Consider the following 21,762-nt stretch of genomic DNA (forward strand, 5'->3'; position numbering starts at 1 on the left):
CATGAGCGACCCCGGCGACAACTTTCAGAACAGCGCCCGTCCGGCCAGAGTCGCGGTGGTGGTGAAACCGCACCACGCGTCCTACGCCGAACTGCGTGCCGCCGCGGTGGCGGCTGATGAGGCGGGTGCCGACGTGATCTTCGGCTGGGATCACTTCTTTCCCCTCACCGGAGATCTCGGCGGTCGGACCCTCGAGGCATGGACTCTTCTCTCGGCGTACGCGGAGGTCACACACCGCGCCGAGCTCGGCATCCTCGTCGCCTCGAATGGGTATAGGAACCCTGATCTGCACGCCAACATGGCGCGCACCGTCGATCACATCAGCGCGCGCGAGGGCGGGACGGGTCGTGTGATCTTCGGGATCGGTGCGGGCTGGAGCGATCTTGACTATGCCGAGTACGGATACGACTTCGGGACGGCACCGGACCGGCTGCGGAAACTCGGCAACGACCTGCCGCGGATCAAGGCCCGCTGGGAGAAGCTGAACCCGCCGCCGACGCGGCGCATTCCGATCCTCATCGGCGGCGGGGGGGAGAAGGTGACACTCCGCCTGGCAGCGCGCCACGCCGACATCTGGCATGCGGGCGGGTCCATCGAGACTCTCGCGCACAAGCATCAGGTGCTGGACGAATGGTGCGCGACGGAGGGGCGGGATCCTTCCGAGATCGAGCGAAGCGCGGACGTTCCATTGCGTGCAATGAGCTATCCCCAGCGACAGGGCGAGGACTACATCGCGAGGGCGACCGCGTTGTACGACATCGGCACGCGCCTGTTCGTCGTCGGTCTCGAGTCGGAGATGCACTGGGATCTCGGCCGAGTCCGCGAGCTCCTCGCCTGGCGCGACGACGTGAACGCTCGGGCCGCGACATGACCCACAGCGGCGGATCCCTCCCGCTGCTCGCGGTCGTGTACGGCCCGCTCGCGCACGAGCAGCCGATCGACCGCATCGCGGAGGCGGCCCGGGGGCTCTGCCGCCTGCTGTGGGTGCTTCCTGACGGCGATCGGTCGACTCGCGCGGCGCTCCGCTACCGGAAGGCGGCGGGCGAGGTCGAGGGCGACGTCCTCGACGCGTCCAAGCTCTCCGTCGCGGAGGCCGCCGACGCCGTCCGATCGCATGCGCCGGATGGCATCACTTGCTTCACCGACGAGAACATCGTCTGGACGGCAGAACTCGCCGAGCTGCTCGGCCTGCCGTACCACAGCCGACGAGCGGCGGTTCAGCTCACCGACAAGCTCGAGCAGCGCAGCGCGTTCGCGGCGCACGGGCTGCCGACCCCCGCGTTCTGGGACGCCGACGACCTCGCCGAGGACGCCGCACTCGCGGCCGTCGCTGCCGCCGGATTCCCGCTCGTGCTCAAGCCCCGGCGCGGCTTCGGCAGCGTCGACACGGAATCGATCCGGTCCATCGAGGCGCTGCGCTCCGCCGTGGCCGCGCGGGTCCCCGGACGGATGGTCCTCGAGGGCTTCATCCCCGATCCAACGGGACCGGCGTTCGGCGTTGGCAGCGCCCCGTACGTATGCGTCGACCTCGTCGTGAGCGGCGGTTCGATCGGGGTCCTCGGCATGACCGGTCGTACCCCGCTCGCCGAGCCGTTCCGCGAGACCGGCTCGTTCTTCCCGGCGGACGTCCCCGAGTCAGCCCGGCCGGGCCTGGTCGACGCCGCGATCGCGGCGGCCCGGGCGCTCGGCGTCGAAGTCGGCGTGCTGCGCGCCGAGGTCAAGTGGACCGACTCCGGTCCGGTGGTCATCGAGGTGAACGGCCGGCCGGATGGCGGTCACACGAGGGAGTTCCTGAAGCGCGCGCTCGGCGTGGATTCGTTCCAGGTGGCGATGCGGGTCGCGCTCGGCGAGCAGTTCGCCCTCGAGGCGCTCCCGGCCTCGCAGGATGTCTATTTTCGCTTCGATCTCCTGCCGGCGGCGCATCTGAAGCGCATCGATTCGGTGCACGGGCTCGACACCGTGCGGGCGATCCCGGGTGTCGAGGACGTCATCCCCGGACTCAGGGCCGGCGACGAGTTCTCGTGGCGCGATGGGGCCTTCGCTCTCGTCGCCACCGTCCTCGGGAGTGCGCCGGATCACCCCGGCGTCCAGCGCATCCGCGACGAGGTGTACGCGGCCGTCGTCGTCTCGGGGACGCCGTAGCCGTGGTCGCGAGCGCGAGGTAGCGCTCCTGGACGCCGCCCGGTCGATGCGTTTTGCCGAGGCCGCCGAGGGCGTCCGCGAGCTGGCGCCGGACGGGATCACCTGCTTCGTCGGCAGGCAGCTTCTCATCCTCGCGAAGCGACAGGGGACGCGTAGCGGGTGCATACTGAGCGCGTGGTGCCCGATACCCCGGATCGAAGCGGTCCCGTGCTCGCCGTCGTGCTCGACAGCCCGTCGAAGGAGTTCTTCCCTCTCGGGTACGTGCAGGCGGCCGCCGGGGTGTGCCGACCGCTGTGGGTGGTGCTGCGGCCTGACGAGGAGACGGCCCACTGGCTCCGACTGCTTCGGCGATCCGGTGACGTCGTCGACGTCGCCGCCCTCACGGCGGCGGCGGCCGCCGCGGCGATAGGGGTATTCGCCCCGGCGGGGATCGTCTGCTTCGGCGAGGCCAATGCGCAGTGGACCGCGCAGGTCGCCAAGGAGCTTGGCATCCGCTACCACAGCCCGCGCACGGCCGCGCTGCTGACCGACAAGCTGCAACAGCGCGCGGCGCTTCGCGATCACGGGCTGCGCACGCCGCAGGCCTGGGATCCGGGCCCGCTGAGGGACGATGCGGCTGCGATCCGCGACGTCGAGGCGGCCGCAGCCTTTCCGCTCGCCGCCAGACCCCGCTTGGGCCGGAGCCGGGGTGGTTGCGATCCGCTGCGCACGCCAGCGCAGCTGCGCGCGGCCGTCGCCGCGGACCGGCTGGAGCCCGTGCTGCTCGAAGAGCTCGTCGCTACCGCGTCGCAGCCCGTCACCGGGGCGGGGAATGCGAGCCGCGTCTCCGTCGAATTCCTCGTGAGCCGCGGGGAGCCCGTCCTGCTCAGCGTGACGGGTCGGTATCACGTGGCGGATCCCGTCCGGTGGGGCGTATTCGTCCCGGCCGAGATCGCGGAGGAGATGCGCGACGAAGTCGTCGCGGCGGCGGCGGCGGCGGTGCCCGCGCTCGGGATCGAGGATGGCCCGCTCCAGGTGGAGGTCGCGATGACGGACGAGGGCCCGGTGCTCATGGACGCGAACCCCTGGCTCGGCAGCAGCGCACTGCCCGTGCTCCTCGACCACGCCCTCGGCATCGACGTGTTTCGGGTGGCGATGCTCGCCGCGATCGGCGAGCATCCCGTGCCGGTTGCCCTTCCCTGGCCGACAGATGTCGCGTTCTCGTTCTGCGTCGCGCCGCCCCCCGACGGGCGGGGGCGCACCGCGACCGATCGGATCGATGCGCTCGGCGGCATTTCTGGGATAGTAGAGGTCATGTCATGTCTGAGTCCCGAGGAGACGTCGACGGCGTCAGTCATTCAGGTCTCCGGCATCGCGCCCGATCACGACGCCCGTCGCCGCATGGAGCAACGGATCCGTTCGGTGATCGCAGCGCCCGAGGCGTCATGAGCCCGCTCGATGACGTCCCCGGGGACGCGCCGGCCGAAAGCGATGCCTCCGCCGGGCGCGGGCGCGTCATCGAGATCGCCGAGCGGATCGCGCACGAGGTCTCCGGTCCGGCCGCCGCCGCGGTCGACGCGGAGGCCCGGTTCCCCGTGGAGTCGGTCGAGGCGTTCAAGCGGGAGCGCCTGCTGTCAGCGCTCGTGCCGGTCGAGCGCGGCGGCCTGGGCGCGACCGTCGCCGAGCTGGCCGATGCGGTGCGCACGATCTCGAAAAAGTGCACCTCAAGCGCGCTGGTGCTCGCGATGCACTCGATCGAGGTGTACAACCTTCTGCGCTACGGCGATACGCCGTGGCTGCGCGGGCTGCTGGCGCGCGTGGTCGACGAGCAGATCCTGTTCGCGAACGGGACCAGCCAGCGCGTCGGCCCCGACGGCGGAGCCTCCCTCATCGACGACGGGGGAGTTCTGCGCATCGACCGACCGACCGTCGCATGCTCGTACGGCCTCGAGGCAGACGCGATCTTCACGAACATGCGCCGGTCGCCCGAGGCGGATCCGGACGACCAGGTGTACCTCGCCGTGCTCGCGACCCAGTCGGAGCTCGAGCTGACCACTACCTGGGACACGCTCGGCCTCCGGGGCACGTGCAGTTACGGCATGCGGATCCTGGCCAAGGTCGATCACGGCGCCGTGTTCCCAACGGGCGCGCCGGCGGTCCTCGGCAACGGCGGGATCCAGGTGCGACACCTGCTCGCCGGGGCGGCATACGTCGGTCTCGCCGAGGCGGCGCTGCGCGAGGCTCACGCGGTCGTCCGCGCCGAGGCGCGGCGTTCCGGGGGAGTGGCGCCCAAGAGCGCGATCCGGCTCGCGGAGCTGCTCCTCGAGGTCGAGAAGGCGCGCGGTCTCGTGGCGATGGCCGCCGCCCGCTTCGAGCGCCTCGAAGCCGCCTCGAAGCTCGACGACCTTTCGTTCATCGTCAGCCTCCGCAACCTCAAGGTCGCCAGCACGGCCATCGCCGTTGAGACGGCGATGAAGGCGCTGCAGATCTGCGGCATCGACGGCATCCGCAAAGACGGGTCGATCGCCATCGAGCGGATCATCCGCGACGCCCACGCGGCCCTGGTCATGTTCGGCAACGACGGCTTGCTGCGGGACAACGCGTCCACGCTCGCCATCCGCAAGAGCATCTGAGCGGCGGTCAGGCCGCGGACGTCGCGCGTCGTCGGGCGAATCAATCGAGGATGCTCCTCGCATGTGCGCGAGATCGGCGCGGTGCACGGTTTGGATGCCGTTCGGCAGATTTCCGGCGTCGATCAGATCATCCCCGGGCTGCAGGTCGGCGATGAGTTCTCTTGGTGGGAGAGGCCGTTCGTCCTGGTCGCCACGGTTCTCGGAGCCGCGCCAGATCACGAGCCCGCCCATCGCGTCCGCGACGGATACGACATGATCGTCGTGTCAGGAAGCCAGCAGCAAGGGACTGAGAGTGAATGGTGATCGAGTGACATGCACACCGGATGAGACGCTTCCCCGGTTGGCGCTCGTGTACGGGGGGTCGGGCGACGATCACTCGCCGATGCGTTTCGCCGAAGCCGCCGAGGGCGTGTGCTCTCTGGTGTGGGTGATCCCTCCGCACGGGGCCCGAGAGGATCGCGCCACCCTCCGGTTCCTAGGACGGCTGGGCGACGTGGTCGACGTCGCGGCCAAGTCGCCGGCGGACGCGGTGACCGCGATTCGCGCCCAGGCGCCCGACGGGATCGTTTGCTTCGTCGACAAGCACTTGCGCTGGACGGCCGAGGCCGCAGAGATGCTCGACCTCGCCTTTCACAGTCGGGCGACCGCCGACCGGCTGACCGACAAACTGGCGCAGCGCACCGCGCTCCGGGACCACGGTCTGCGGACTCCCGGGTTCTGGAACGTCGACGAACTCGCGGAGGAGTCCGTACTACGCGGTGCGATCGACAGCGGATTCCCGCTTGTACTCAAGCCACGGAGCGGAACCAGCAGCCGTGACACCGAGAGCATCGGTGACGAGGATCAGTTGCGCGCCGGAGTCGCAGCGAGCGAACCCGGACGGATGTTGCTCGAGGGCTACATCCCCGACCCGACAACGCCGCAGACGGGCGCGGGCAGCGCACCGTACGTGTCGGTCGAGCTCGTAGTGAGCCGGAGCATCGTGAGCGTGCTCGGGATCACCGGGCGTACCCCGCTGGCGCCGCCGTTTCGCGAGACGGGCTTCCTATTCCCGGCGGACGTTCCTCCGGAACTGGCCGATCAGCTGGCCGCGACCGGTGTGGATGCCGCGGTGGCGCTCGGCGTCAGCGACGGCGCCTTGCACGTTGAGATCAAGTGCACGGATGACGGTCCTGTTGTGATCGAGGTCAATGGTCGCCCGGGCGGCCATGCCGTTCATCCTCTTCTACGACGGGCGCTCGGCATCGACACAGTGCGACTGGCCATGCGTGTCGCAGTTGGCGAGGACGTGGTGCTCGGCGCTTTGCCCTCGCCCGACGAGGTCGTCTTCCGGTTCGATGTGCAACCGGATGTCGGTCTCCGCACGATCACCGCGGTGGAGGGTCTCGATGTGGTCGTCCAGATCCCCGGCGTGGAGCAGGTCATCCAGGGTCTCGGACCCGGCGACGCCTTTTCGTGGCGCAACGGCACACTCGGCTACGCCGCAGCGGTCCTCGGCGCGGCACCCGACCATCAGGCCGCGCGTCGCATCCGGAATGAGGTGCTCGAGAGAGTCGTCATCTCGGGCATGCCCTAGGTCGGTGAGGACGGCCGCCCTCGTGCGCCGGTAGCCTGGCAGGGGAGGGACGGATGATGACCGGTGCGCAGCGAGAGCGTGATTTGCCGCTGCTCGGCGTCGTCTACGAAGGACTGGAGCGCGAAGATCCGCCTCTGCTGTTCGCCGAAGCGGCGGAGGGCGTGTGCCGACTGCTGTGGGTACTTCCGCATCGCGATGAGGCAGGTCGGGCGACGCATCGCTTTCTGAGGGGTCTGGGCACGGTCGTCGACGTATCCGGGCTGACAGTAGCCGAGGCCGCTTCCGCCGTCCGGGAGCATGCGCCGGAGGGGATCGTCTGCTTCAACGACGGGAACCTCGTCTGGACGGCGGGGATCGCGGAGCGACTCGGCCTGAGGTTCTTCAGCGTTTCGACTGCCGAGCGTCTGACTGACAAGCTCCTGCAGCGCACCGCGCTCCGGGACGGCGGGTTGCCGACTCCCGAATTCTGGAACCTCGACGACATCGTCGCAGACCCGTCGTCCGCTGGTTCCCTCGGAACCGCGTCCTATCCGCTTGTCATGAAGCCTCGGACCGGGCGGGGCGCGATCGACACCTTGGCGATCGGCTCGCTCGACGAACTCACGGCGGCAATGACCGATATCACTCAGGGACGCATGTTGCTGGAGCGCTACATCCCCGACCCCACGACACCGATCACCGGCGCAGGCAGCGCCCCGTTCGTGTCTGTCGAGCTCGTCATGAGCGACGGGTTGGTAAGCGTGCTCGGCGTCACCGGCAAGCCGCCGCTCGCCCCCCCGTTCCGCGAAACAGGCCACCTCTTTCCGGCCGATGTGCCGCCCGATGTGGAGGAGCACCTCATCGAGGCCGCCGTGGGGGCGGCACGGGCCCTGGGTGTCGAGACCGGTGTACTGCACGTCGAGGTGAAATGCACGGATGCTGGCCCGGTCATCATCGAGGTCAACGGCTGTATGGGCGGGGGTGCCATCCGCGGACTTATCCTGCGATCGCTGGCGATCGATGAGATCCAGGTGACGATGCGACTCGCGCTCGGCGAGCATGTGGTCTACAGGAGTGTCCCTCGCCCCGCGGACGTCGGCTTCCGTTTCGACATCCAGCCGGATGCGGCCTTCCGCCGCATCACGGCGGTCGAAGGACTGGAGACTGTACCGGACATCCCCGGCGTCGAACGGGTCTTCCGGGGCGTGGGCCCGGGCGATGAGGTCTCGTGGCGGACGGGGAGGCAGGGATTCGTCGCGGCGATTCTGGGTGCTGCGCCGGATCATGCCTCGGCGCGGCGGATCCGGGACGAATTCTTCGCACGCGTCGTGGTGTCCGGAACGCCGTGAGGACAAATGCACCTCGGGGCCAGCAGAATCACGAGGCTCGATCGTGACTGACGAGTTGACGCCCTCCCCGGGAGCCGGCGGCGTTGAGGGTGGTCTCGCACGCACAGCTGCCGCTGGTGCGGTCTGGTCCATAGCGCAGAACCTTCTCACACGTGTCACGGCCTTCGTGACGGTTCTGATCCTCGCTCGATTGCTGTCACCGGCGGATTTCGGCATCGTCACGATCGCGGCCACGCTGATCCCGATCCTGCAGGTCCTCGCCGATCTGGGGATCACGATGTACGTGCTCCAGCACCCGGCTCCGACGAAACTCATCTATCACACCTACTTCTGGGTCTCGTCCTCGATCGCCTTGGTCGGCGGCGGGGTGCTGTTCTTCGCGGCGCCGCTCGTCGCCCAGCTGTTCGGGGAGCCATCTGCCGGTCCAGTGATGCAAGGGCTGGCACCGACGGCGCTCCTCGTGACGCTCGGCGCCGTCCCGCAGACGATCCTTCGCCGGGGCCTTCGCTTCCAGGCGATCGCCGTGCAGGGTGCGATTGCCGCGGTCGTCAGTCAAGCAGTTGCGGTCACGGCGGCCTTCGCCGGACTCGGCGTCTGGTCGCTCGTTCTGCAGACCCTGACGCTGCAGTTCCTCGCCACTCTTCTCGCCTGGGTTGTCGCGCGATACCGACCCTCCTTCCAGTTCTCCGGGGCGGAGCTGAAGCAGATGGTCAGATTCGGTGGCAACTACGTCGTGAGCACCGGAATACAGACAGCTGCCCAGTTGCTCATCAACTTCATCATCACGAGCGTGCTCGGCGTGGCCGCGCTCGGCTATCTGAACATCGTCCAGCGCCTCATCAGGGTGGTCACCGACGTCGTGCTGTCGGCGGTTCTCCAGGTTTCGACTGTGGCCTTCGCGATGATCCGTGATTCGGCCGAGCGGCTGAGGTCGGGCTACTTGCGCTCGTTCTCAACCCTCTACACGCTTCTCGTCCCCGTGATGGTGTTCATCGCCGCGTCCGCCACGCATCTGGTGCCTTTCATGTACGGCAACCAGTGGGGGCCGAGCATCGCTCCCGGAGAGGTACTCGCCGTCACCGCGATCTTCTTCATCGATTCCCTGGATCATGCTCTGTATGCCGGGATCGGACGGCCGGTGCTCTGGACGCGCTACGCGCTCTACTCCTCCGTGGTGCTCGTCGCCGCGACCTGGATCGGATCGTACGGTGGCCTTCTCGGCGTGGTCTGGGCGGGACTCGTGGGGGAAGGGATCGTAACGTTCATCCGCTGGTCCGTGACGTCAGGGCAGATCCGTGCCAGTCGATGGGCGCTCGCTGGAGCGTTTGCACGGGTCGGCGTCCCCGGTGCGATGGCTGCGGGCGCGGGTTATCTGGTGGCCTGGCTCACAGCGGGTCTTCCGGACCTGGTCGGCGTCATCCTGGTCTGGATCGCCGTCGTCGCCGTGTATCTTCCGATCTTCCGATTCACAGCCCGGAGCACCTGGCTCGAGCTCGAGGGACTTCTACGGCACGGAATGCGGCGGATCTTCCGTCGCGGTGCTGCGACCCCCTCCTGAGACGACCGCCGAGGCCTCGGCTCAGGCTAACGTGGCGTCGGCGGGGGCCGTTGGCACTCGCAGCCCGAACTCGCGGTCGAGCAGCTCGAGGTACGACTCGAACCCTGACGCGGACATGAGCGAGTGGTCGGTCCGCGGGTCGTACTCGATGTCGATCCGACGGCCACGGCGGATCAGTCGGCGCATCGAGACGGGTCCGCGCGACGCCTCCCAGTGCTGCTGGTCGCCGCCTGGACCGAGCAGCACGCTGATGCTGGTCTGCTCGGGCATCTGCCGGAGAAGCATCTCCGGCACCTCGTCGAGTCCCAGCGGCGAGAAGATCCGGTAGCGGATCTGGTACGGGGAGCGGAACCGGAGGAGGAGCTTGAGCCGCCGCTTGAACCCGGCCGTCGTCGGCGACATCGTATCGACATCGATGTCGGAGTCCACCACTCCCATCCTTCTCAGGCCGCTCAGGACACGCAGCTGCCGGTCCCAGTAGCGGCGCGACGCGGTCCACGCTTTGTTGTTGACCATGATCACTCGCTGGAACGGGGTGGCGGTCGCGGCGCGTGCGATGAGCCACGCACCTGAGCACAGTCCGATCCCGACGATCGCCTTGCCCGTGCGCTCCGCCAGCCATCGCGCGAACTGCGCGATGTCGTCGCCTCCGGCCTCGACAAGGGTAGGCCCCTCTCCGAGGTCACGTGGGTCTGCGCCGTCGCCGATTCCGCGCCGGTCTGCGCGCAGAGTGGGGATACCTCCGCCCCCGAGGCGGAAGGCGGTCGCCCGGCCGATTCGACCCATGCCCTTCGGATCGTTGGCGAACGTGACGAACAGGGCGGCCGTCGATGCCGACGGGCCCTCGACCGGCTCCGTGAAGATCCCCGGCAGCTGGTCGGGTCCCACAGTGAGCAGTGTCTGGCGGATCCTTCGGCCGCTGTCGAGGTCTACGGAGACCAGTTCCCGTTGTGGATCCCATCCGGGAAGAGCGGCGGCCGGCATCGGATCGAGTGCGTCGAGTATCCTCGCGATGGTGCCGAACGGCACCCGCGCGTCCTGGGGCGAGCGGTCGAAGAGGTCGGCCGACGCCTGCGGGTCGTCTTCGATGATGACTCGCGATGCGTCCATGGCGTCGCCCGATCCCGCCGAGCGGGGGTCGGAGACGGCCCGCAATGAGAGCGCTGCATTCTCGTCGAGCGTGTACCCGCAGAGCTCGACGCGGTCGGCACTGAGGGGGAACCCCACCGGAAGCTGCATCTTGAGCAGGCTCGATTGCATGCGCAGGAACGCCCGTCCGCCGAGCGGTTCCCAGAGCACACGCTTGTGCAGGGGGATGTCGGCCGCCGCGACGACGGCGGCGCCGAATCGGATGCCGATGGCATCGACCTGCTCGATGCCGGACGACACACGAGCGAGTTCGGTTGCTGCTGCTAAATCCTCCTGCCATGCCGTCGCGAGATCGGCCTGCTCCGGCGCCGGTTCGGAGTCGCCGGTGCCGGACCAGCTGAATCGCACTGCGACGAAGCCGCGGCGCGCGGCCTCCACAGCGAGCACTCGGCTCGCTCTGTAGGTGACCAGCGCCTCATGCGCGAACGGGCCGGCGATCACCACGGTGCCGACGGCGTGGCCGTCGTCGGGCCGGTGGACCCAGCCTTCGAGGGAGCGGTCGCCGCTGCGGAACCAGGTCTGCTCACCCAGCGAGCTCATGACCTGATGCCCAGCAGCGTCAGAACCCCCGACGGCCAGTCATCCAATTCGAAGCCGTGGCGATTGGCGAGCGCCAGCACGATGCGTTCCATCCCGAATCCGACGCAGGCACTCTGCGCGACCCCGCCATCAGGGAGCGAAAGGGCGAAGTCGCCACCGAAATGCTCGCCGTGGAAGTTGGCGGACGCGATCGCCGTCTGTGTTCCCTCGTACACGTCAGTCACGACTTCGAACTTCGCTTCTGCCTCGATCTGGTTCGCCGCGAGCAGCACCCCCCCTCTTCCGAAGAACGGGTCGTTCGCCGGGACGATCCTCACCGGCAGGTCAAGTTTCGCGAAGAGTTCCTGATCGATCTCAAGCCAGCGGCGTCGATGTTCCTTCGCTTGCTCTTCGGTGCCCAGCCGGACGTATTCGCGCATTCGGAAGCTGACGAATCGCATCGGATCCTCGGAAGGCTCGTGCCGGAAGCACTCGCCGGTCAGCTCGTAGAGCTTGCCCGCGTCGACCGTCGTGCCCTCGAGGTGCGCGTAGAGCGGGTGGCAGGCCGCGGGGATGAGAGCGAGGCCTGTCGTGTCGAGCATGGCCTGCCACGCGCCGCCCCGATCGAATTCGGCGATGAGCTCACGGTATTCCGATTGGCCTCCGAGGAAGGAGTTGATCGTGCCGAGTAGTTGCGGGAACGACGCGACGTATCCGGTCTGCTCGAGCATTCCGACCGCGAACACTGGCGGAAACCGCACGGGGGTGACCTCGGTAGTGAAGACGTCACGCGCAGCGCCGGCGATGAGTGCCGAGAGTCCGTCATAGACGGCGATGGCCTTCGAGCCCAGGCCTGGGAGCACCGCGGTCTGCGAGGGCAGGAGCCACTCGTGCTCGACGAGTCGTTCGTGGAAGGCGCGGCGCTGCGCCGTGAGCGGGTCGGTGGTCTCGGAACTGGTCATCGGGATCCCTTCAGCGGCGCGCGAGCGGACAAGGTGCGCGACCGGACCTCAACGACCGCATAAGCGAGGCTCGGTCACACCTTTCTATCGGTCGGCTGCAAGGAAACGCTAGCCCACGAGTGGGCTACAGACGGTCGCGGTCGTGCTCCCGCTGGTCGGCCGTCGTCATGCCGGCGTCGCGATCGCGGTCGCCACGGCGAACGCGAACGAGGCAGCGTGACTGATCGAGATCGCGATGTCGTCGATGCCGGCGGCAGCCGACAGCTCGGCCGCCGCGCCGCGAAGGCGCACTCGAGGTGCTCCCGTCTCATCGGCGATGATCTCGATCTGCGGCCACCCGAGCGGCATGTCCGGTCGGCCGCGGAGCGCCTTGTACACCGCCTCCTTCGCGGCGAAACGACCGCTCGCGTAACGCGCGACGAGTTCCGGATTCGGCAGACGCGCTGCTTCGGCGCGTTCGCCGTCGCCCAGGATCCGGCGCAGGTATCGCTCGCCGGCGGCGTCGATCGAGGCACGAACGTCGTCGATCGATTGCACGTCGCAGCCGACGCGCACCTCGAACGCGGTCGTCGTCGATCCCGGCATCTTGCCTACTCACTCTCTTGTGGGAAGGATACCTGGGGTTGCCGTGGCGCGCTTTCGACGGCTAGGCGAGGGCCTTGCGGATGCGGGCGACCGACACCGGACCGGCGGCGCCGATCTGCTGGGCGAAGAGCGACAGGCGCAGCTCCTCCAGCATCCAACGCACCGCGACCAGGGAGGGCGGCGTCTCGCGCGTCAGGGGCAGCCGTCCGCCCGCCGCGCGGTACAACTCGGTCGCCTGCTCCACCTCGGTGAGCCAGACCCGGTCGCGGCCGGGGTTCTCGGCGAGCTTGCCGACGCGGTGCACGATCCCGGCCAGGTAGACCGGCACCCGGCGCAGCTGCCTCACGCCGGTCAGCCGCAGGAAGCCCGGATGCACGAGCGCGTCGAGCTGCGACCGCGCGTCGGCGAGCGGCGCCATCAACCCCAGGCTCGAGTTGTTCGAGATGGCGCGATCGGCCTCCCGCGCCGCACCGAGCACCTTCGCCGCCAGCGCGACCGTCGCGAACAGCCCGTCGACGAGGCCGCCGCTGACCTCGTCGCGCAGGGCCTCGAAGCCCGCGCGGGTGAACGGTGCGTGTTCAGCGGTCGCGGCATCCACCAGCTCGTCGATCGTGGCCAGCAAGGCATCGTCGAGCAGCGCGGCGGTCGAGCGATACGGGCTGGTGGCCAGCTGCAGCTTCTCGGCGCCGGTCAGGTGCTCCTGCACGTACGAGAGCGGGCTCGGCAGCGTCAGGGCGAGCAGGCGGCGCACCCCGAGCGCATGCTCGCGCTGCTGATCGGCCGCCGTGCCGAACACGCGGATCGCGACGCTCGCGCCCTCGTCGACGAGTGACGGATAACCCGTGATCGAGCCGGAGGAGATGCGGGTGTCGAGCGTCGACGGCAGCTCGTCGACGTCCCAGGTGGTCAGGCCCGAGCGTTCGAGGGCGCTCCTGGGGGCGGCCGCGACCGTCACCTTCGCGACACTCTGCCGCGAGCGCTCGCCGAGCCGTGCCTGGAGCTCGGCGAGACTCTTCGAACTCGCCACGCGCCTGCCGCGCTCGTCGACCGCCGCGAAGGTCATGCGCAGGTGCGGGGCGAGGCGCTCCACGTCGAAGTCGGATGGCGCGACGACGGTGTGCGTCGCGGTGCGGATCGCCTGCGCGAGGAGCTCGAGGAGGGGCGAGCCGGCGTGCTCCGGCAGCTCGGACAGCAGCCGCCGCGCCCAGTCGGCCGCGGGGACCACGTTGCGCCGGATCGCCTTCGGCAGCGTCTTGAGCAGGGCGGTGACCAGCTCTTCGCGCAGGCCGGGGACGAGCCAGTCGAAGCCGCGGGGCTCCAGCCGCGCGAGCAGCGCCAGCGGGATCTCGACCGTCACCCCGTCGTCGTCGGCACCGGGTTCGAAGCGGTAGCGCAGCGGCATCCGCTGTTCGCCCTGAATCCACTCGCCCGGAAAGGCGTCGCCGTCGAGCTCGGCGTCGGGCACCTCGTCGAGAAGGTCGTCGCGCGCCATGGTCAGCAGCCCGGGCGTCGCGGCGCGGGCGGCCTTCCACCAGGTCTCGAAGCGGCGCACGTCGGTCACGTCGGCCGGGATCCGCCGGTCGTAGAACTCGACCACGGCCTCGTCGTCGATCAGGATGTCGCGGCGCCGCGTCCGCTCCTCCACCTCGCTCAGCTCATCCCGGAGGGCCCGGTTCGCGCGATCGAAGTCGAACAGGCCGTTCCGTTCGATGGAGTACGGCCAGTCGCCGTCGACCAGGGCGTGCCGGATGAACAGCTCGCGTGCCTGCTCCGGGTCGATGCGTGCCAGCTGCAGGCGTCGCTTCGGCACGATCGGCACCCCGTAGAGGGTGACCTTCTCGTCGGCGACGGCCGAGCCCTGCCGCTTCTCCCAGCGCGGCTCGCCGTAGCTGCGTTTCACCAGGTCCCCGGCGAGCGGCTCCGCCCAGGCCGGGTCGATCGCCGCCGCGGTGCGGGCGTACAGCCGGCTGGTCTCGACGAGCTCGGCGGCCATCACCGCCGGCGGGCCCTTGCGGGCGAGCGCCGAGCCGGGGAAGATCGCGAACCGCTGGTTGCGCGCGCCGAGGTACTCACGGCTCCGCGACTCGCGCCCCTCGCGCGCCTTCTCCTTCGGGTTGGTCTTCGTGACGCGCTCGTCGCGCAGGCCGATGCGGCTGAGCAGCCCGGCGAGCAGCGACTTGTGGATCGCATCCCCGTCCACCTTCGCCTCACCCGGCTTGATGCCCAGATTGTGGCCGGCCCGGATGAGTTGTCGATCGAGATCCTGCCACTCCCGCACGCGCAGGTAGTTGAGGAACTCGGCCTTGCACAGCCGCCGGAACGCGCTGCTCGAGAGCGCGCGTTGCTGTTCCTCGAGATGGTTCCACAGCTTCAACAGCCCGAGGAAGTCGCTCGTCGGGTCGGCGAACCGCGCGTGCAGCTGGTCGGCCTGGGCGCGCTTCTCGAGCGGACGCTCGCGCACGTCCTGGATCGAGAGCCCGGCGACGATCGCGGCCACCTCGCGCACGACGCCGTTCCGCTTGGCCTCCACGAGCATCCGGCCGAAGCGCGGATCGAGCGGGAGGGCGGCGAGGTCGCGACCCACCGGCGTGATGCGAGTGTGCCCTGTGGTGCGATCGACCGAGATCGCGTTCAGCTCGCGCAGCAGGTCGACGCCGTCCTGGATGCCGCGCGAGTCGGGCGGCTGCAGGAACGGGAAGGCCGCGATGTCGCCGAGCCCGATCGAGATCATCTGCAGGATGACGGCGGCCAGATTGGTGCGCAGGATCTCGGGGTCGGTGAAGGCCGGTCGCTTCGTGAAGTCCTCTTCGGAGTACAGCCGGATCGCGATCCCGTCGCTCGTGCGTCCGGCTCGCCCCGAGCGCTGGTTCGCGCTGGCCTGGCTGATCGCCTCGATCGGCAGGCGCTGCACCTTGGCTCGCGCGCTGTAGCGCGAGATGCGCGCCGTGCCCGCGTCGATCACGTACTTGATGCCCGGCACCGTGAGGCTGGTCTCGGCGACGTTGGTCGCGAGCACGACACGTCGGCGGATGCCGGGTGCGCGCCCCGTCTCGAACACCCGGTGCTGGTCGGCGGTGCTCAGCCGTCCGTACAGGGGCAGCACCTCGGTGCCGGTCGCCGGGCCGAAGCGTCCGCGGATCGCGTCTTCGGCATCCCGGATCTCGGTCTCGCCGCTGAGGAACACCAGCACGTCGCCCGGTTCCTCGCGCGCGAGTTCGGCGAGGGCGTCGGTGATGCCGTCGAGGTAGTCGCGGTCGTCGCTCGGCACGTCGTCGGGGTCGTCGGACTCGTCCAGTCGCTCGGCCACGAGGGGTCGGTAGCGGATCTCGACCGGGTAGGTGCGCCCGCTCACCTCGACGATCGGGGCGGGGGTGCCCGCGGCATCCGCGAAGTGCTTCGCGAAGCTCTCGGGGTCGATCGTCGCGCTGGTCACGATGACCTTCAGCTCGGGACGGCGGGGCAGCAGCTGCTTGAGGTAGCCGAGCAGGAAGTCGATCGTGAGGCTGCGCTCGTGCGCCTCGTCGAGGATGATCGTGTCGTAGCGGCGCAGCTCGCGATCGCGGTTCAGCTCGGCCAGCAGCACGCCGTCGGTCATGAGCTTGATGCGGGTGTCGCGCGTGCTGCGGTCGTCGAAGCGCACCTGGTAGCCGACGAGGGCGCCGAGTTCGACGCCCAGCTCCTCGGAGATGCGGGCGGCGATGCTGCGCGCGGCGATGCGGCGCGGCTGGGTGTGACCGATGCGCTCGCGGCCCAGCTCGAGGCAGATCTTGGGCAGCTGGGTGGTCTTGCCCGAGCCGGTCGCCCCGGCGACGATCACGACCTGGTGGTCGCGGATGGCGCGCGCCAGCTCTTCCCGGGCCGCGCTGACGGGCAGCTCGGGCGGGTAGGAGATGGTGATGGGGAGGCCTTGCGACATGAGCCCTCCAGAATACTGGGCCCGCGGAGCGGGCTGCGGGCAGCCGGCAGCGTCAGCCGGCCGGGGGTGCGAACCGCAGGGCCAGCACGGGGCACAGGGCGACCGCGTCGCGGGCCGCCTCGTCGAGATGGGCCGGGATCGCGACATCCGACCCGCCGTCCTTGGCCAGCGGGTAGCCCCACTTGTCCTGACGCAGCAGCTCGGGCAGCAGCTCGGTGCACGAGCCCCGCGCGTCGCAGCGCGTCCAGTCGATGTGCAGCGTCGGTGCCGCCGTCCGGATCGTGGAGCTCATGCGGCGACCTCCTGGCACAGGCCGAGCGCGTGGGCTCGCACGTCGTGGTCGAAGGCGTCGAGGGCGCTCATGACCATGCGCGCCGTGCCGTCCGGATGGTGGCAGGCGCCGCGGCCCGTGACGAGCCCGGCGAGCTCGCGCAGCTGCCGCGGCAGCGAGGCATCGCGATCGCGCCGCGCGACCCGGGCCATGACATCCGAGATCTCGGGGAGCCCGTTGGCGCACGGACCGCACTGCCCGGCGGACTGCCCGGCGAGGTATCGGGCGATCTCGGCCGTGCGGGTCAGCCCGCATTGGCCGCGGGAGAGCACCATCAGGATGCCGGCCCCGGGACCGGCCCCGAACGGTGCGAGCCCCGCGGCCGAGAGGGGCGCATCGAGCGCCTCGCTCGCGACCCAGGCACCGTGGTAGCCGCCGACGAGCAGCGCCCGCACCGTGGTCGGGTCGACGCCGGCGGCCCGCAGCGTCGTGCGCAGGGTCGTGCCGCCCGCCGCCTCGATCACGACGCTTCCGTCGGGGCCCGTCACGGTCAGCAGGCGCGTGCCGGGGTCGTCGTCGCTGCCCGCCGAGCGGAACCAGCTCGCACCGAACCGGAGGATCAGGGCCAGGTGCGCCAGGGTCTCGACGTTGAGCACGAGGGTGGGACGGCGCCCGATCCCCGACACCGTCAGCCGCACGACGTGGTCGCGGGGGATGGCGCGTCCGCGCTCGATCGCGTTGACGACCGCCGACGCCTCGCCCGAGACGAAGCGGTCCTCGGTCTGTCGCAGCCGGATGCCGCCCGCATCACGACGCTCCGAGATGGCGCGTTGCACCGGCGGCAGTTGCGCCGCGGTCGTGACCAGCTGCATCTCGGACGCGCCGAGGGCCCGGGCGACCAGCAGCAGCCCGTCGATCACGAGGTGCGGGGCGTGATGCAGCAGGGTCGCATCCTTGGCGCTGAGCGGTTCGCCCTCGGAGCCGTTGGCCACCACGACGCCGGCGCGGCCCGACTCGGCGGCCGAAGCGATCTTGCGCCAGGTGGGGAAGGCGGCGCCGCCCCGCCCGGCGAGTCCGGAGCGCTCCAGCTCGCCGATGATCGCCTCCGCGTCGCGCACGGCGGGCAGCGGTCCGAACCGCGCGAGATGGGTCGCCAGCGTCGGGTCTCCCGCGGCGAGCAGGCGCGGGAGACCTTCGGGTGGGGCGACGGCGGACTGCTCGCGTCGGGCGGGAACGTCGAGCACGGTCATCGGAGTTCCTTCACGTTCGGGTCGACGGGGATCCGCGCGGGATCGATGCGGCGGTCTGCGGTGGCGCGTTCGCGCAGCTGGAAGCCGGTGGTCAGCCGCCAGATCACCGACCCGGTGACCGCGGCGATGCAGACGACGGCGAGCAGGATGAAGGGGGCGCTGCCGGCATCCGTGCCCGTGCCGATCGAGTGGAACAGGGCGATCGGCCACAGCGCGTAGGTGGCCCAGTGCACGGCGCGGAAGGCGCGCTGACCCAGGCGGTGCCGCAGCAGGGAGGTGACCACGACCGCGATGAGCAGGTCGGCCGCGACGGTGCCCAGTCCGAGCCAGAACGGCCGGTAGCTGCCGAGGAACGGCACGAAGAAGTCGAGGACCTTGAGCTGCGCGTAGGGGTCGAACAGCAGCGAGATCACGTGGATCGCGATGAAGACCGTGCCGATCAGGGCGCTGTTGCGGTGCACCAGGGTCACGGCGAAGCGGGGCATGCCGAAGGCGGGGCGCCCGGAGCGGGTCAGGATGCCGAGCACCACCGTGATCGTCATGAGCACGAGCGCCACGACGCCCGTGCCGCGCCCGAGGGCCCACAACGCCTCGCTCATCGCCAGACCTCCCACTCGGTGGAGCCCTCTTCGGCGGGCCAGCCGCCGAGCACGATCACGCTTCCCTCGGCCGAGACCAGGCGCGCCGGAAGGCGGTGCGCGGCAAGCCGCTGCGGCGCCGAGGAACCCCAGACGATCGCGGCCGTGCTGAGGGCGTTCGCGACCAGGCAGCTGGGCCCGGCGACGGTGGCGCTGCGCCACAACGAGGCGGCCGACATCCCGGTCAGCGGGTCGATGATGTGGTGCAGGGTCGTGGCTCCGCGCCGCCAGGTGCGGCGCTGGGTGCTCGAGGTCGCGACGGCGGTGCCGGCGCCGACCGAGATGCGGCAGGCGGGATCGGCGGGAAGGTCCTGCACGTCGATCTGCCAGTTGCCGCGGGGAGCGGGGCCCGCGGTGGCGATGTCGCCGCCGAGGCTGACGAGCACGCCGATTCCGAGTTCCTGAGCGACCGCGGCGGCCGCGCGGTCGGCGGCGACCGCCTTCGCGGTGGCGCCGAGGTCGAGCGACAGGCCCTCAGGGACCGTGAGGCGCGAGCCGTCGAGCCGGACGTGCTTCCAGCCCGGCCGCTCGGTCGCGACGGCGCGCACCGGTCCATCGTCATCGAGCACGAGGCGGATGTCGCGGTCGTAGCCGAGCGCGTTGATCGCGCGGCCGAGGCTCGGGTCGACGGCGCCCTCGGTGAGCTGGGCCGCCATCAGGGCTGCGCGGATGAGGGAGGCCAGCACGTCGCTGACGACGACGCCCGTCGGCAGCTGCGGCGCGATCCGGGCGAGTTCGGAGTCGTCGCGGAAGCGGCTGCTCGCCTCCTCGACGAGGGCGGTCTCGCGATCGACGATGCGCCGGGCGGCGTCGAGCTGCTCCGCGTCGGTGACGACGAGGCGCCCCGTGGTGCTCCACAGCGACCAGTCGGCCGCCGCGAGCCCGCGGTCACGATCCGTTCGAGTTGCCATGGCTGCCGCCTCCCTGTCCGGGCGCCACGAAGCCGTTCGAGGTGCCGAATCCGTTCGTGCCGCCGTTGACGTTGCCGCCATCGACCGCACCGTCGTCGTCGCCCCTGCCGCCGTCGTCCCCCTGCACGATCGTGGCGTGGGACGAGGCCGCGGCCGTGCCCGCCCAGATCGAGAGCCCCAGGATCGACGCGACGGCCGCGGCGGCGACGCCGATCGTCGCGGTCAGGCGACGGGCGCTGCGTGCCCCTGCTTCGCGGATGTTCATCGGGCTTCCCTTCCGTTCGTCTGATTCGAGTCTTTCGAGGGGCGATTCGTTCTTCCTATGAGGAAAGTCGGAGCCCCCTGGGCAACATCCCGGCGATGATGTGAGAACTCACACCTCGCCGAGCGGGGGAGGTCAGGAACCCGTCGAGGTCGCGTTGCTCGACGAACTCGTGCTGGATTGCACGTTGGTCGACCCGGTGCTCGAGGTGGTCGAGCTCGTCGAGCCCGCCGTCGAGCTCGTCGAGGTCGAGGCCGTCGTGCTCGAGCTCGAGGCGTTGGTGGCGAACAGCGCGCCGAGGGTTCCGGCGCTGATCAGCCCGAGGGCGCCGAGGACGGTGGTGACGCGCCGGGCGCTGACCCGGCCCGCGTGGCGGATGTTCATGGCGAGTCCTTTCGTCGGTGCTGCCAGCCTCGGACCGTCCCCTTGGTGAAATCTATGAACCGGCCGTGAGCCTCCGGCATGGACGCTCGCGCGTAGGCTCGAAACCATGACGGTTCCCACGGTTCGACTGAACGACGGCCACGACATCCCGCAACTCGGCTTCGGAGTCTTCCGGGTCGACCCCGACGAGACCGAACGGATCGTGACCGACGCCCTCGAGGTCGGCTACCGCCACATCGACACGGCCGCCGTCTACGGCAACGAGGTCGGCGTCGGGCGCGCGATCGCCAAGTCCGGAATCCCTCGCGACGAGCTGTTCATCACCACGAAGCTCTGGAACAGCGACCAGGGCACCCGGTCGGCGTTCGACGCGATCGACCTCAGCCTCGAGAAGCTCGGGCTCGACCGGGTCGACCTGTACCTCATCCACTGGCCGCGCCCCGATCTCGACAAGTACGTCGAGACCTGGCGGGCCCTCGAGCAGATCAAGGCGGACGGCAAGACCGCGTCGATCGGGGTCTCGAACTTCCACGTTCCGCACCTCGAGCGCCTGCTCGCCGAGACCGAGACCGTGCCGGCGGTCGACCAGCTCGAACTGCACCCCGCCTTCGCCCAGCGTCCGCTGCGCGCGTTCGGGGCATCCCACGGCATCGCGATCGAGGCCTGGGGTCCGCTCGGGCAGGGAAAGTACCCGCTGTTCGAGATGCTGCCGATCGTGGATGCCGCTCGAGCCCACGGGGTCAGCCCGGCTCAGGTCGTGGTGCGCTGGCACCTGCAGAGCGGCATCATCGTCTTCCCCAAGTCGACCTCGCGGGAACGCATGAGCCAGAACTTCGACGTCTTCGGATTCGAACTCAGCGCCGACGAGATGGCCGCCATCGACGGTCTGGACCAGGGGATGCGGGTCGGCTCGGACCCCGACACCGCGACCTTCTAGAGCTCGACCCGCTCGCCGCGCGGCGTGGGCACCAGCCGGTCGCCGATCCCGGCGCGCTCGAACGCCGACTCGAGGTCGGTGCGATTCTCGCTGAAGTGCTCCCAGTCCTCGACGTGGAGGCCGACGATCTGCGGCGCCCCGAGCAGCTCGGCGGCGCGCGCGGCATCCTCCGAGGTCAGGGTCAGGGCGGCGTCGAGACCGGGAACCCGCGCGGCGCCGGCGAACAGCAGAGCGACGTCGATCGCGGGGAACCGCCCGGCGATCTGCTCGACAAGGGCCAGCGAGGCGTTGTCGCCGCTGACGTAGACCGTCGGCTCGCCGGGCTTCTCGAGCACGAAGCCGACGACCGGTCCGACGAACGGCAGCGAGCCGGGAGGACCGTGCAGCGCGGGAACGATCGTGACCGTCGCGTCGCCGATCGTCTGCTGCTCCCAGTCGTCGAAGCCGAGCACCGATCCGCCCCAGAGCTCGGATGCCGCGAGCTGGGTGCTGAGGGTCATCGGCCCCTGGGCGATGAGCTCGAGGCCCTCCCAATCGAGGTTGTCCTTGTGACCGTGGTGCGAGAGCAGCACGAGATCCACGGGCTCGATGTCACGCCGGGGGATCGCGGGTCCTGCGGTCTTGGTCAGGGTCGACTCGTCCGGATCGTCGTAGCGCTGGGGAGCGTCGAACGTCGGATCGGTGACGATGCGCAGTCCACCCCATTCGAGCAGGGCGGTCGGTCCTCCGAGATACGTCACGGTCGTCGTCGACATACCCTGA

The 21,762-nt window shown here is 69.9% G+C and carries 20 protein-coding genes; 9 read left to right on the forward strand and 11 right to left on the reverse strand.

Annotation, left to right across the window (positions count from 1 at the left end; translation table 11 throughout):
- Position 1 precedes the first annotated feature (1 nt).
- From ACFPJ4_RS00970 to ACFPJ4_RS01005, 8 genes are all read left to right on the forward strand, one after another.
- Positions 2-871 (forward strand): LLM class F420-dependent oxidoreductase, encoded by an 870-nt coding sequence (locus ACFPJ4_RS00970; RefSeq protein ID WP_386738417.1) that lies wholly within the window; start codon positions 2-4, stop codon positions 869-871.
- Positions 868-2,142 carry an ATP-grasp domain-containing protein gene (locus tag ACFPJ4_RS00975; protein ID WP_386738418.1) on the forward strand — a complete coding sequence of 425 codons (1,275 nt, stop codon included), beginning with the start codon at positions 868-870 and terminating at the stop codon, positions 2,140-2,142. Before ACFPJ4_RS00970 ends, ACFPJ4_RS00975 begins: the two co-directional genes overlap by 4 nt.
- A 207-nt stretch (positions 2,143-2,349) precedes the next feature.
- Positions 2,350-3,570 (forward strand): ATP-grasp domain-containing protein, encoded by a 1,221-nt coding sequence (locus ACFPJ4_RS00980; RefSeq protein WP_386738419.1) that lies wholly within the window; start codon positions 2,350-2,352, stop codon positions 3,568-3,570.
- The gene (locus tag ACFPJ4_RS00985; RefSeq protein WP_386738420.1) at positions 3,567-4,754 is read left to right on the forward strand and encodes an acyl-CoA dehydrogenase family protein; all 1,188 of its coding nucleotides are present in this window, start codon (positions 3,567-3,569) and stop codon (positions 4,752-4,754) included. The genes ACFPJ4_RS00980 and ACFPJ4_RS00985 overlap by 4 nt, the downstream gene beginning before the upstream one ends.
- A 63-nt stretch (positions 4,755-4,817) precedes the next feature.
- Positions 4,818-5,057: a hypothetical protein gene (locus ACFPJ4_RS00990; RefSeq protein ID WP_386738421.1), complete on the forward strand. Its 240-nt coding sequence runs from the start codon at positions 4,818-4,820 to the stop codon at positions 5,055-5,057.
- 79 nt (positions 5,058-5,136) lie between these two features.
- Complete coding sequence (locus ACFPJ4_RS00995; RefSeq protein WP_386738422.1) at positions 5,137-6,330, forward strand: hypothetical protein; 1,194 nt, start codon at positions 5,137-5,139, stop codon at positions 6,328-6,330.
- Positions 6,331-6,386: 56 nt separating this feature from the next.
- Positions 6,387-7,658, forward strand: a complete 1,272-nt coding sequence (locus ACFPJ4_RS01000) for an ATP-grasp domain-containing protein (protein WP_386738423.1) — start codon at positions 6,387-6,389, stop codon at positions 7,656-7,658.
- Between the two features lie 43 nt (positions 7,659-7,701).
- Positions 7,702-9,216: a lipopolysaccharide biosynthesis protein gene (locus ACFPJ4_RS01005; RefSeq protein ID WP_386738424.1), complete on the forward strand. Its 1,515-nt coding sequence runs from the start codon at positions 7,702-7,704 to the stop codon at positions 9,214-9,216.
- 21 nt (positions 9,217-9,237) lie between these two features.
- Here the strand turns inward: ACFPJ4_RS01005 and ACFPJ4_RS01010 are convergent, their stop codons facing one another.
- The 10 genes from ACFPJ4_RS01010 to ACFPJ4_RS01055 form a co-directional block, all read right to left on the reverse strand.
- Positions 9,238-10,905 (reverse strand): alpha/beta hydrolase family protein, encoded by a 1,668-nt coding sequence (locus ACFPJ4_RS01010; protein WP_386738425.1) that lies wholly within the window; start codon positions 10,903-10,905, stop codon positions 9,238-9,240.
- Entirely contained in the window at positions 10,902-11,615 is a 714-nt protein-coding gene (locus ACFPJ4_RS01015; RefSeq protein ID WP_386738426.1) for a class-II aminoacyl-tRNA synthetase family protein, read from the reverse strand. The genes ACFPJ4_RS01010 and ACFPJ4_RS01015 overlap by 4 nt, the downstream gene beginning before the upstream one ends.
- Before the next feature lie 396 nt (positions 11,616-12,011).
- Entirely contained in the window at positions 12,012-12,431 is a 420-nt protein-coding gene (gene acpS / locus ACFPJ4_RS01020; RefSeq protein WP_386738427.1) for a holo-ACP synthase, read from the reverse strand.
- A 61-nt stretch (positions 12,432-12,492) separates the two neighbouring features.
- Positions 12,493-16,347: an ATP-dependent RNA helicase HrpA gene (gene hrpA, locus ACFPJ4_RS01025; RefSeq protein WP_386738428.1), complete on the reverse strand. Its 3,855-nt coding sequence runs from the start codon at positions 16,345-16,347 to the stop codon at positions 12,493-12,495.
- A gap of 52 nt (positions 16,348-16,399) precedes the next feature.
- Complete coding sequence (locus tag ACFPJ4_RS01030; protein ID WP_386738429.1) at positions 16,400-16,639, reverse strand: ferredoxin; 240 nt, start codon at positions 16,637-16,639, stop codon at positions 16,400-16,402.
- Positions 16,636-17,868 (reverse strand): NADH-ubiquinone oxidoreductase-F iron-sulfur binding region domain-containing protein, encoded by a 1,233-nt coding sequence (locus ACFPJ4_RS01035; RefSeq protein WP_386738430.1) that lies wholly within the window; start codon positions 17,866-17,868, stop codon positions 16,636-16,638. Before ACFPJ4_RS01035 ends, ACFPJ4_RS01030 begins: the two co-directional genes overlap by 4 nt.
- Positions 17,865-18,467 carry a ferric reductase-like transmembrane domain-containing protein gene (locus ACFPJ4_RS01040; protein WP_386738431.1) on the reverse strand — a complete coding sequence of 201 codons (603 nt, stop codon included), beginning with the start codon at positions 18,465-18,467 and terminating at the stop codon, positions 17,865-17,867. Before ACFPJ4_RS01040 ends, ACFPJ4_RS01035 begins: the two co-directional genes overlap by 4 nt.
- Positions 18,464-19,417, reverse strand: a complete 954-nt coding sequence (locus tag ACFPJ4_RS01045) for an FAD:protein FMN transferase (protein ID WP_386738432.1) — start codon at positions 19,415-19,417, stop codon at positions 18,464-18,466. The genes ACFPJ4_RS01040 and ACFPJ4_RS01045 overlap by 4 nt, the downstream gene beginning before the upstream one ends.
- Positions 19,395-19,682, reverse strand: coding sequence for a hypothetical protein (locus ACFPJ4_RS01050; protein ID WP_386738433.1), 288 nt, complete (start codon positions 19,680-19,682; stop codon positions 19,395-19,397). Before ACFPJ4_RS01050 ends, ACFPJ4_RS01045 begins: the two co-directional genes overlap by 23 nt.
- Before the next feature lie 132 nt (positions 19,683-19,814).
- Complete coding sequence (locus ACFPJ4_RS01055; RefSeq protein WP_386738434.1) at positions 19,815-20,063, reverse strand: hypothetical protein; 249 nt, start codon at positions 20,061-20,063, stop codon at positions 19,815-19,817.
- A gap of 106 nt (positions 20,064-20,169) precedes the next feature.
- Between ACFPJ4_RS01055 and ACFPJ4_RS01060 the strand changes: the two genes are divergently transcribed.
- On the forward strand, positions 20,170-21,000 hold the full coding sequence (locus ACFPJ4_RS01060; RefSeq protein WP_386738435.1) for an aldo/keto reductase: 831 nt from the start codon (positions 20,170-20,172) through the stop codon (positions 20,998-21,000).
- Here ACFPJ4_RS01060 and ACFPJ4_RS01065 read toward each other — a convergent pair.
- Complete coding sequence (locus ACFPJ4_RS01065; protein WP_386738436.1) at positions 20,997-21,755, reverse strand: MBL fold metallo-hydrolase; 759 nt, start codon at positions 21,753-21,755, stop codon at positions 20,997-20,999. The two genes, ACFPJ4_RS01060 and ACFPJ4_RS01065, sit on opposite strands and share 4 nt — an antisense overlap.
- Between the last annotated feature and the right edge of the window lie 7 nt (positions 21,756-21,762).

This window comes from Lysinimonas soli (genome assembly GCF_042655435.1).
GTDB lineage: Bacteria > Actinomycetota > Actinomycetes > Actinomycetales > Microbacteriaceae > Lysinimonas > Lysinimonas soli.

What these genes read in the sequence shown, in the direction of transcription:
- ACFPJ4_RS00970 (WP_386738417.1), top strand. Translation starts at nt 2, where the DNA reads ATGAGCGACCCCGGCGACAACTTTCAGAACAGCGCCCGTCCGGCCAGA.
- ACFPJ4_RS00975 (WP_386738418.1), top strand. Translation starts at nt 868, where the DNA reads ATGACCCACAGCGGCGGATCCCTCCCGCTGCTCGCGGTCGTGTACGGC.
- ACFPJ4_RS00985 (WP_386738420.1), top strand. Translation starts at nt 3,567, where the DNA reads ATGAGCCCGCTCGATGACGTCCCCGGGGACGCGCCGGCCGAAAGCGAT.
- ACFPJ4_RS00995 (WP_386738422.1), top strand. Translation starts at nt 5,137, where the DNA reads ATGCGTTTCGCCGAAGCCGCCGAGGGCGTGTGCTCTCTGGTGTGGGTG.
- ACFPJ4_RS01000 (WP_386738423.1), top strand. Translation starts at nt 6,387, where the DNA reads ATGACCGGTGCGCAGCGAGAGCGTGATTTGCCGCTGCTCGGCGTCGTC.
- ACFPJ4_RS01010 (WP_386738425.1), bottom strand. Translation starts at nt 10,905, where the DNA reads ATGAGCTCGCTGGGTGAGCAGACCTGGTTCCGCAGCGGCGACCGCTCC.
- ACFPJ4_RS01015 (WP_386738426.1), bottom strand. Translation starts at nt 11,615, where the DNA reads ATGCTCGAGCAGACCGGATACGTCGCGTCGTTCCCGCAACTACTCGGC.
- acpS (WP_386738427.1), bottom strand. Translation starts at nt 12,431, where the DNA reads ATGCCGGGATCGACGACGACCGCGTTCGAGGTGCGCGTCGGCTGCGAC.
- hrpA (WP_386738428.1), bottom strand. Translation starts at nt 16,347, where the DNA reads ATGTCGCAAGGCCTCCCCATCACCATCTCCTACCCGCCCGAGCTGCCC.
- ACFPJ4_RS01030 (WP_386738429.1), bottom strand. Translation starts at nt 16,639, where the DNA reads ATGAGCTCCACGATCCGGACGGCGGCACCGACGCTGCACATCGACTGG.
- ACFPJ4_RS01035 (WP_386738430.1), bottom strand. Translation starts at nt 17,868, where the DNA reads ATGACCGTGCTCGACGTTCCCGCCCGACGCGAGCAGTCCGCCGTCGCC.
- ACFPJ4_RS01040 (WP_386738431.1), bottom strand. Translation starts at nt 18,467, where the DNA reads ATGAGCGAGGCGTTGTGGGCCCTCGGGCGCGGCACGGGCGTCGTGGCG.
- ACFPJ4_RS01045 (WP_386738432.1), bottom strand. Translation starts at nt 19,417, where the DNA reads ATGGCAACTCGAACGGATCGTGACCGCGGGCTCGCGGCGGCCGACTGG.
- ACFPJ4_RS01050 (WP_386738433.1), bottom strand. Translation starts at nt 19,682, where the DNA reads ATGAACATCCGCGAAGCAGGGGCACGCAGCGCCCGTCGCCTGACCGCG.
- ACFPJ4_RS01055 (WP_386738434.1), bottom strand. Translation starts at nt 20,063, where the DNA reads ATGAACATCCGCCACGCGGGCCGGGTCAGCGCCCGGCGCGTCACCACC.
- ACFPJ4_RS01060 (WP_386738435.1), top strand. Translation starts at nt 20,170, where the DNA reads ATGACGGTTCCCACGGTTCGACTGAACGACGGCCACGACATCCCGCAA.
- ACFPJ4_RS01065 (WP_386738436.1), bottom strand. Translation starts at nt 21,755, where the DNA reads ATGTCGACGACGACCGTGACGTATCTCGGAGGACCGACCGCCCTGCTC.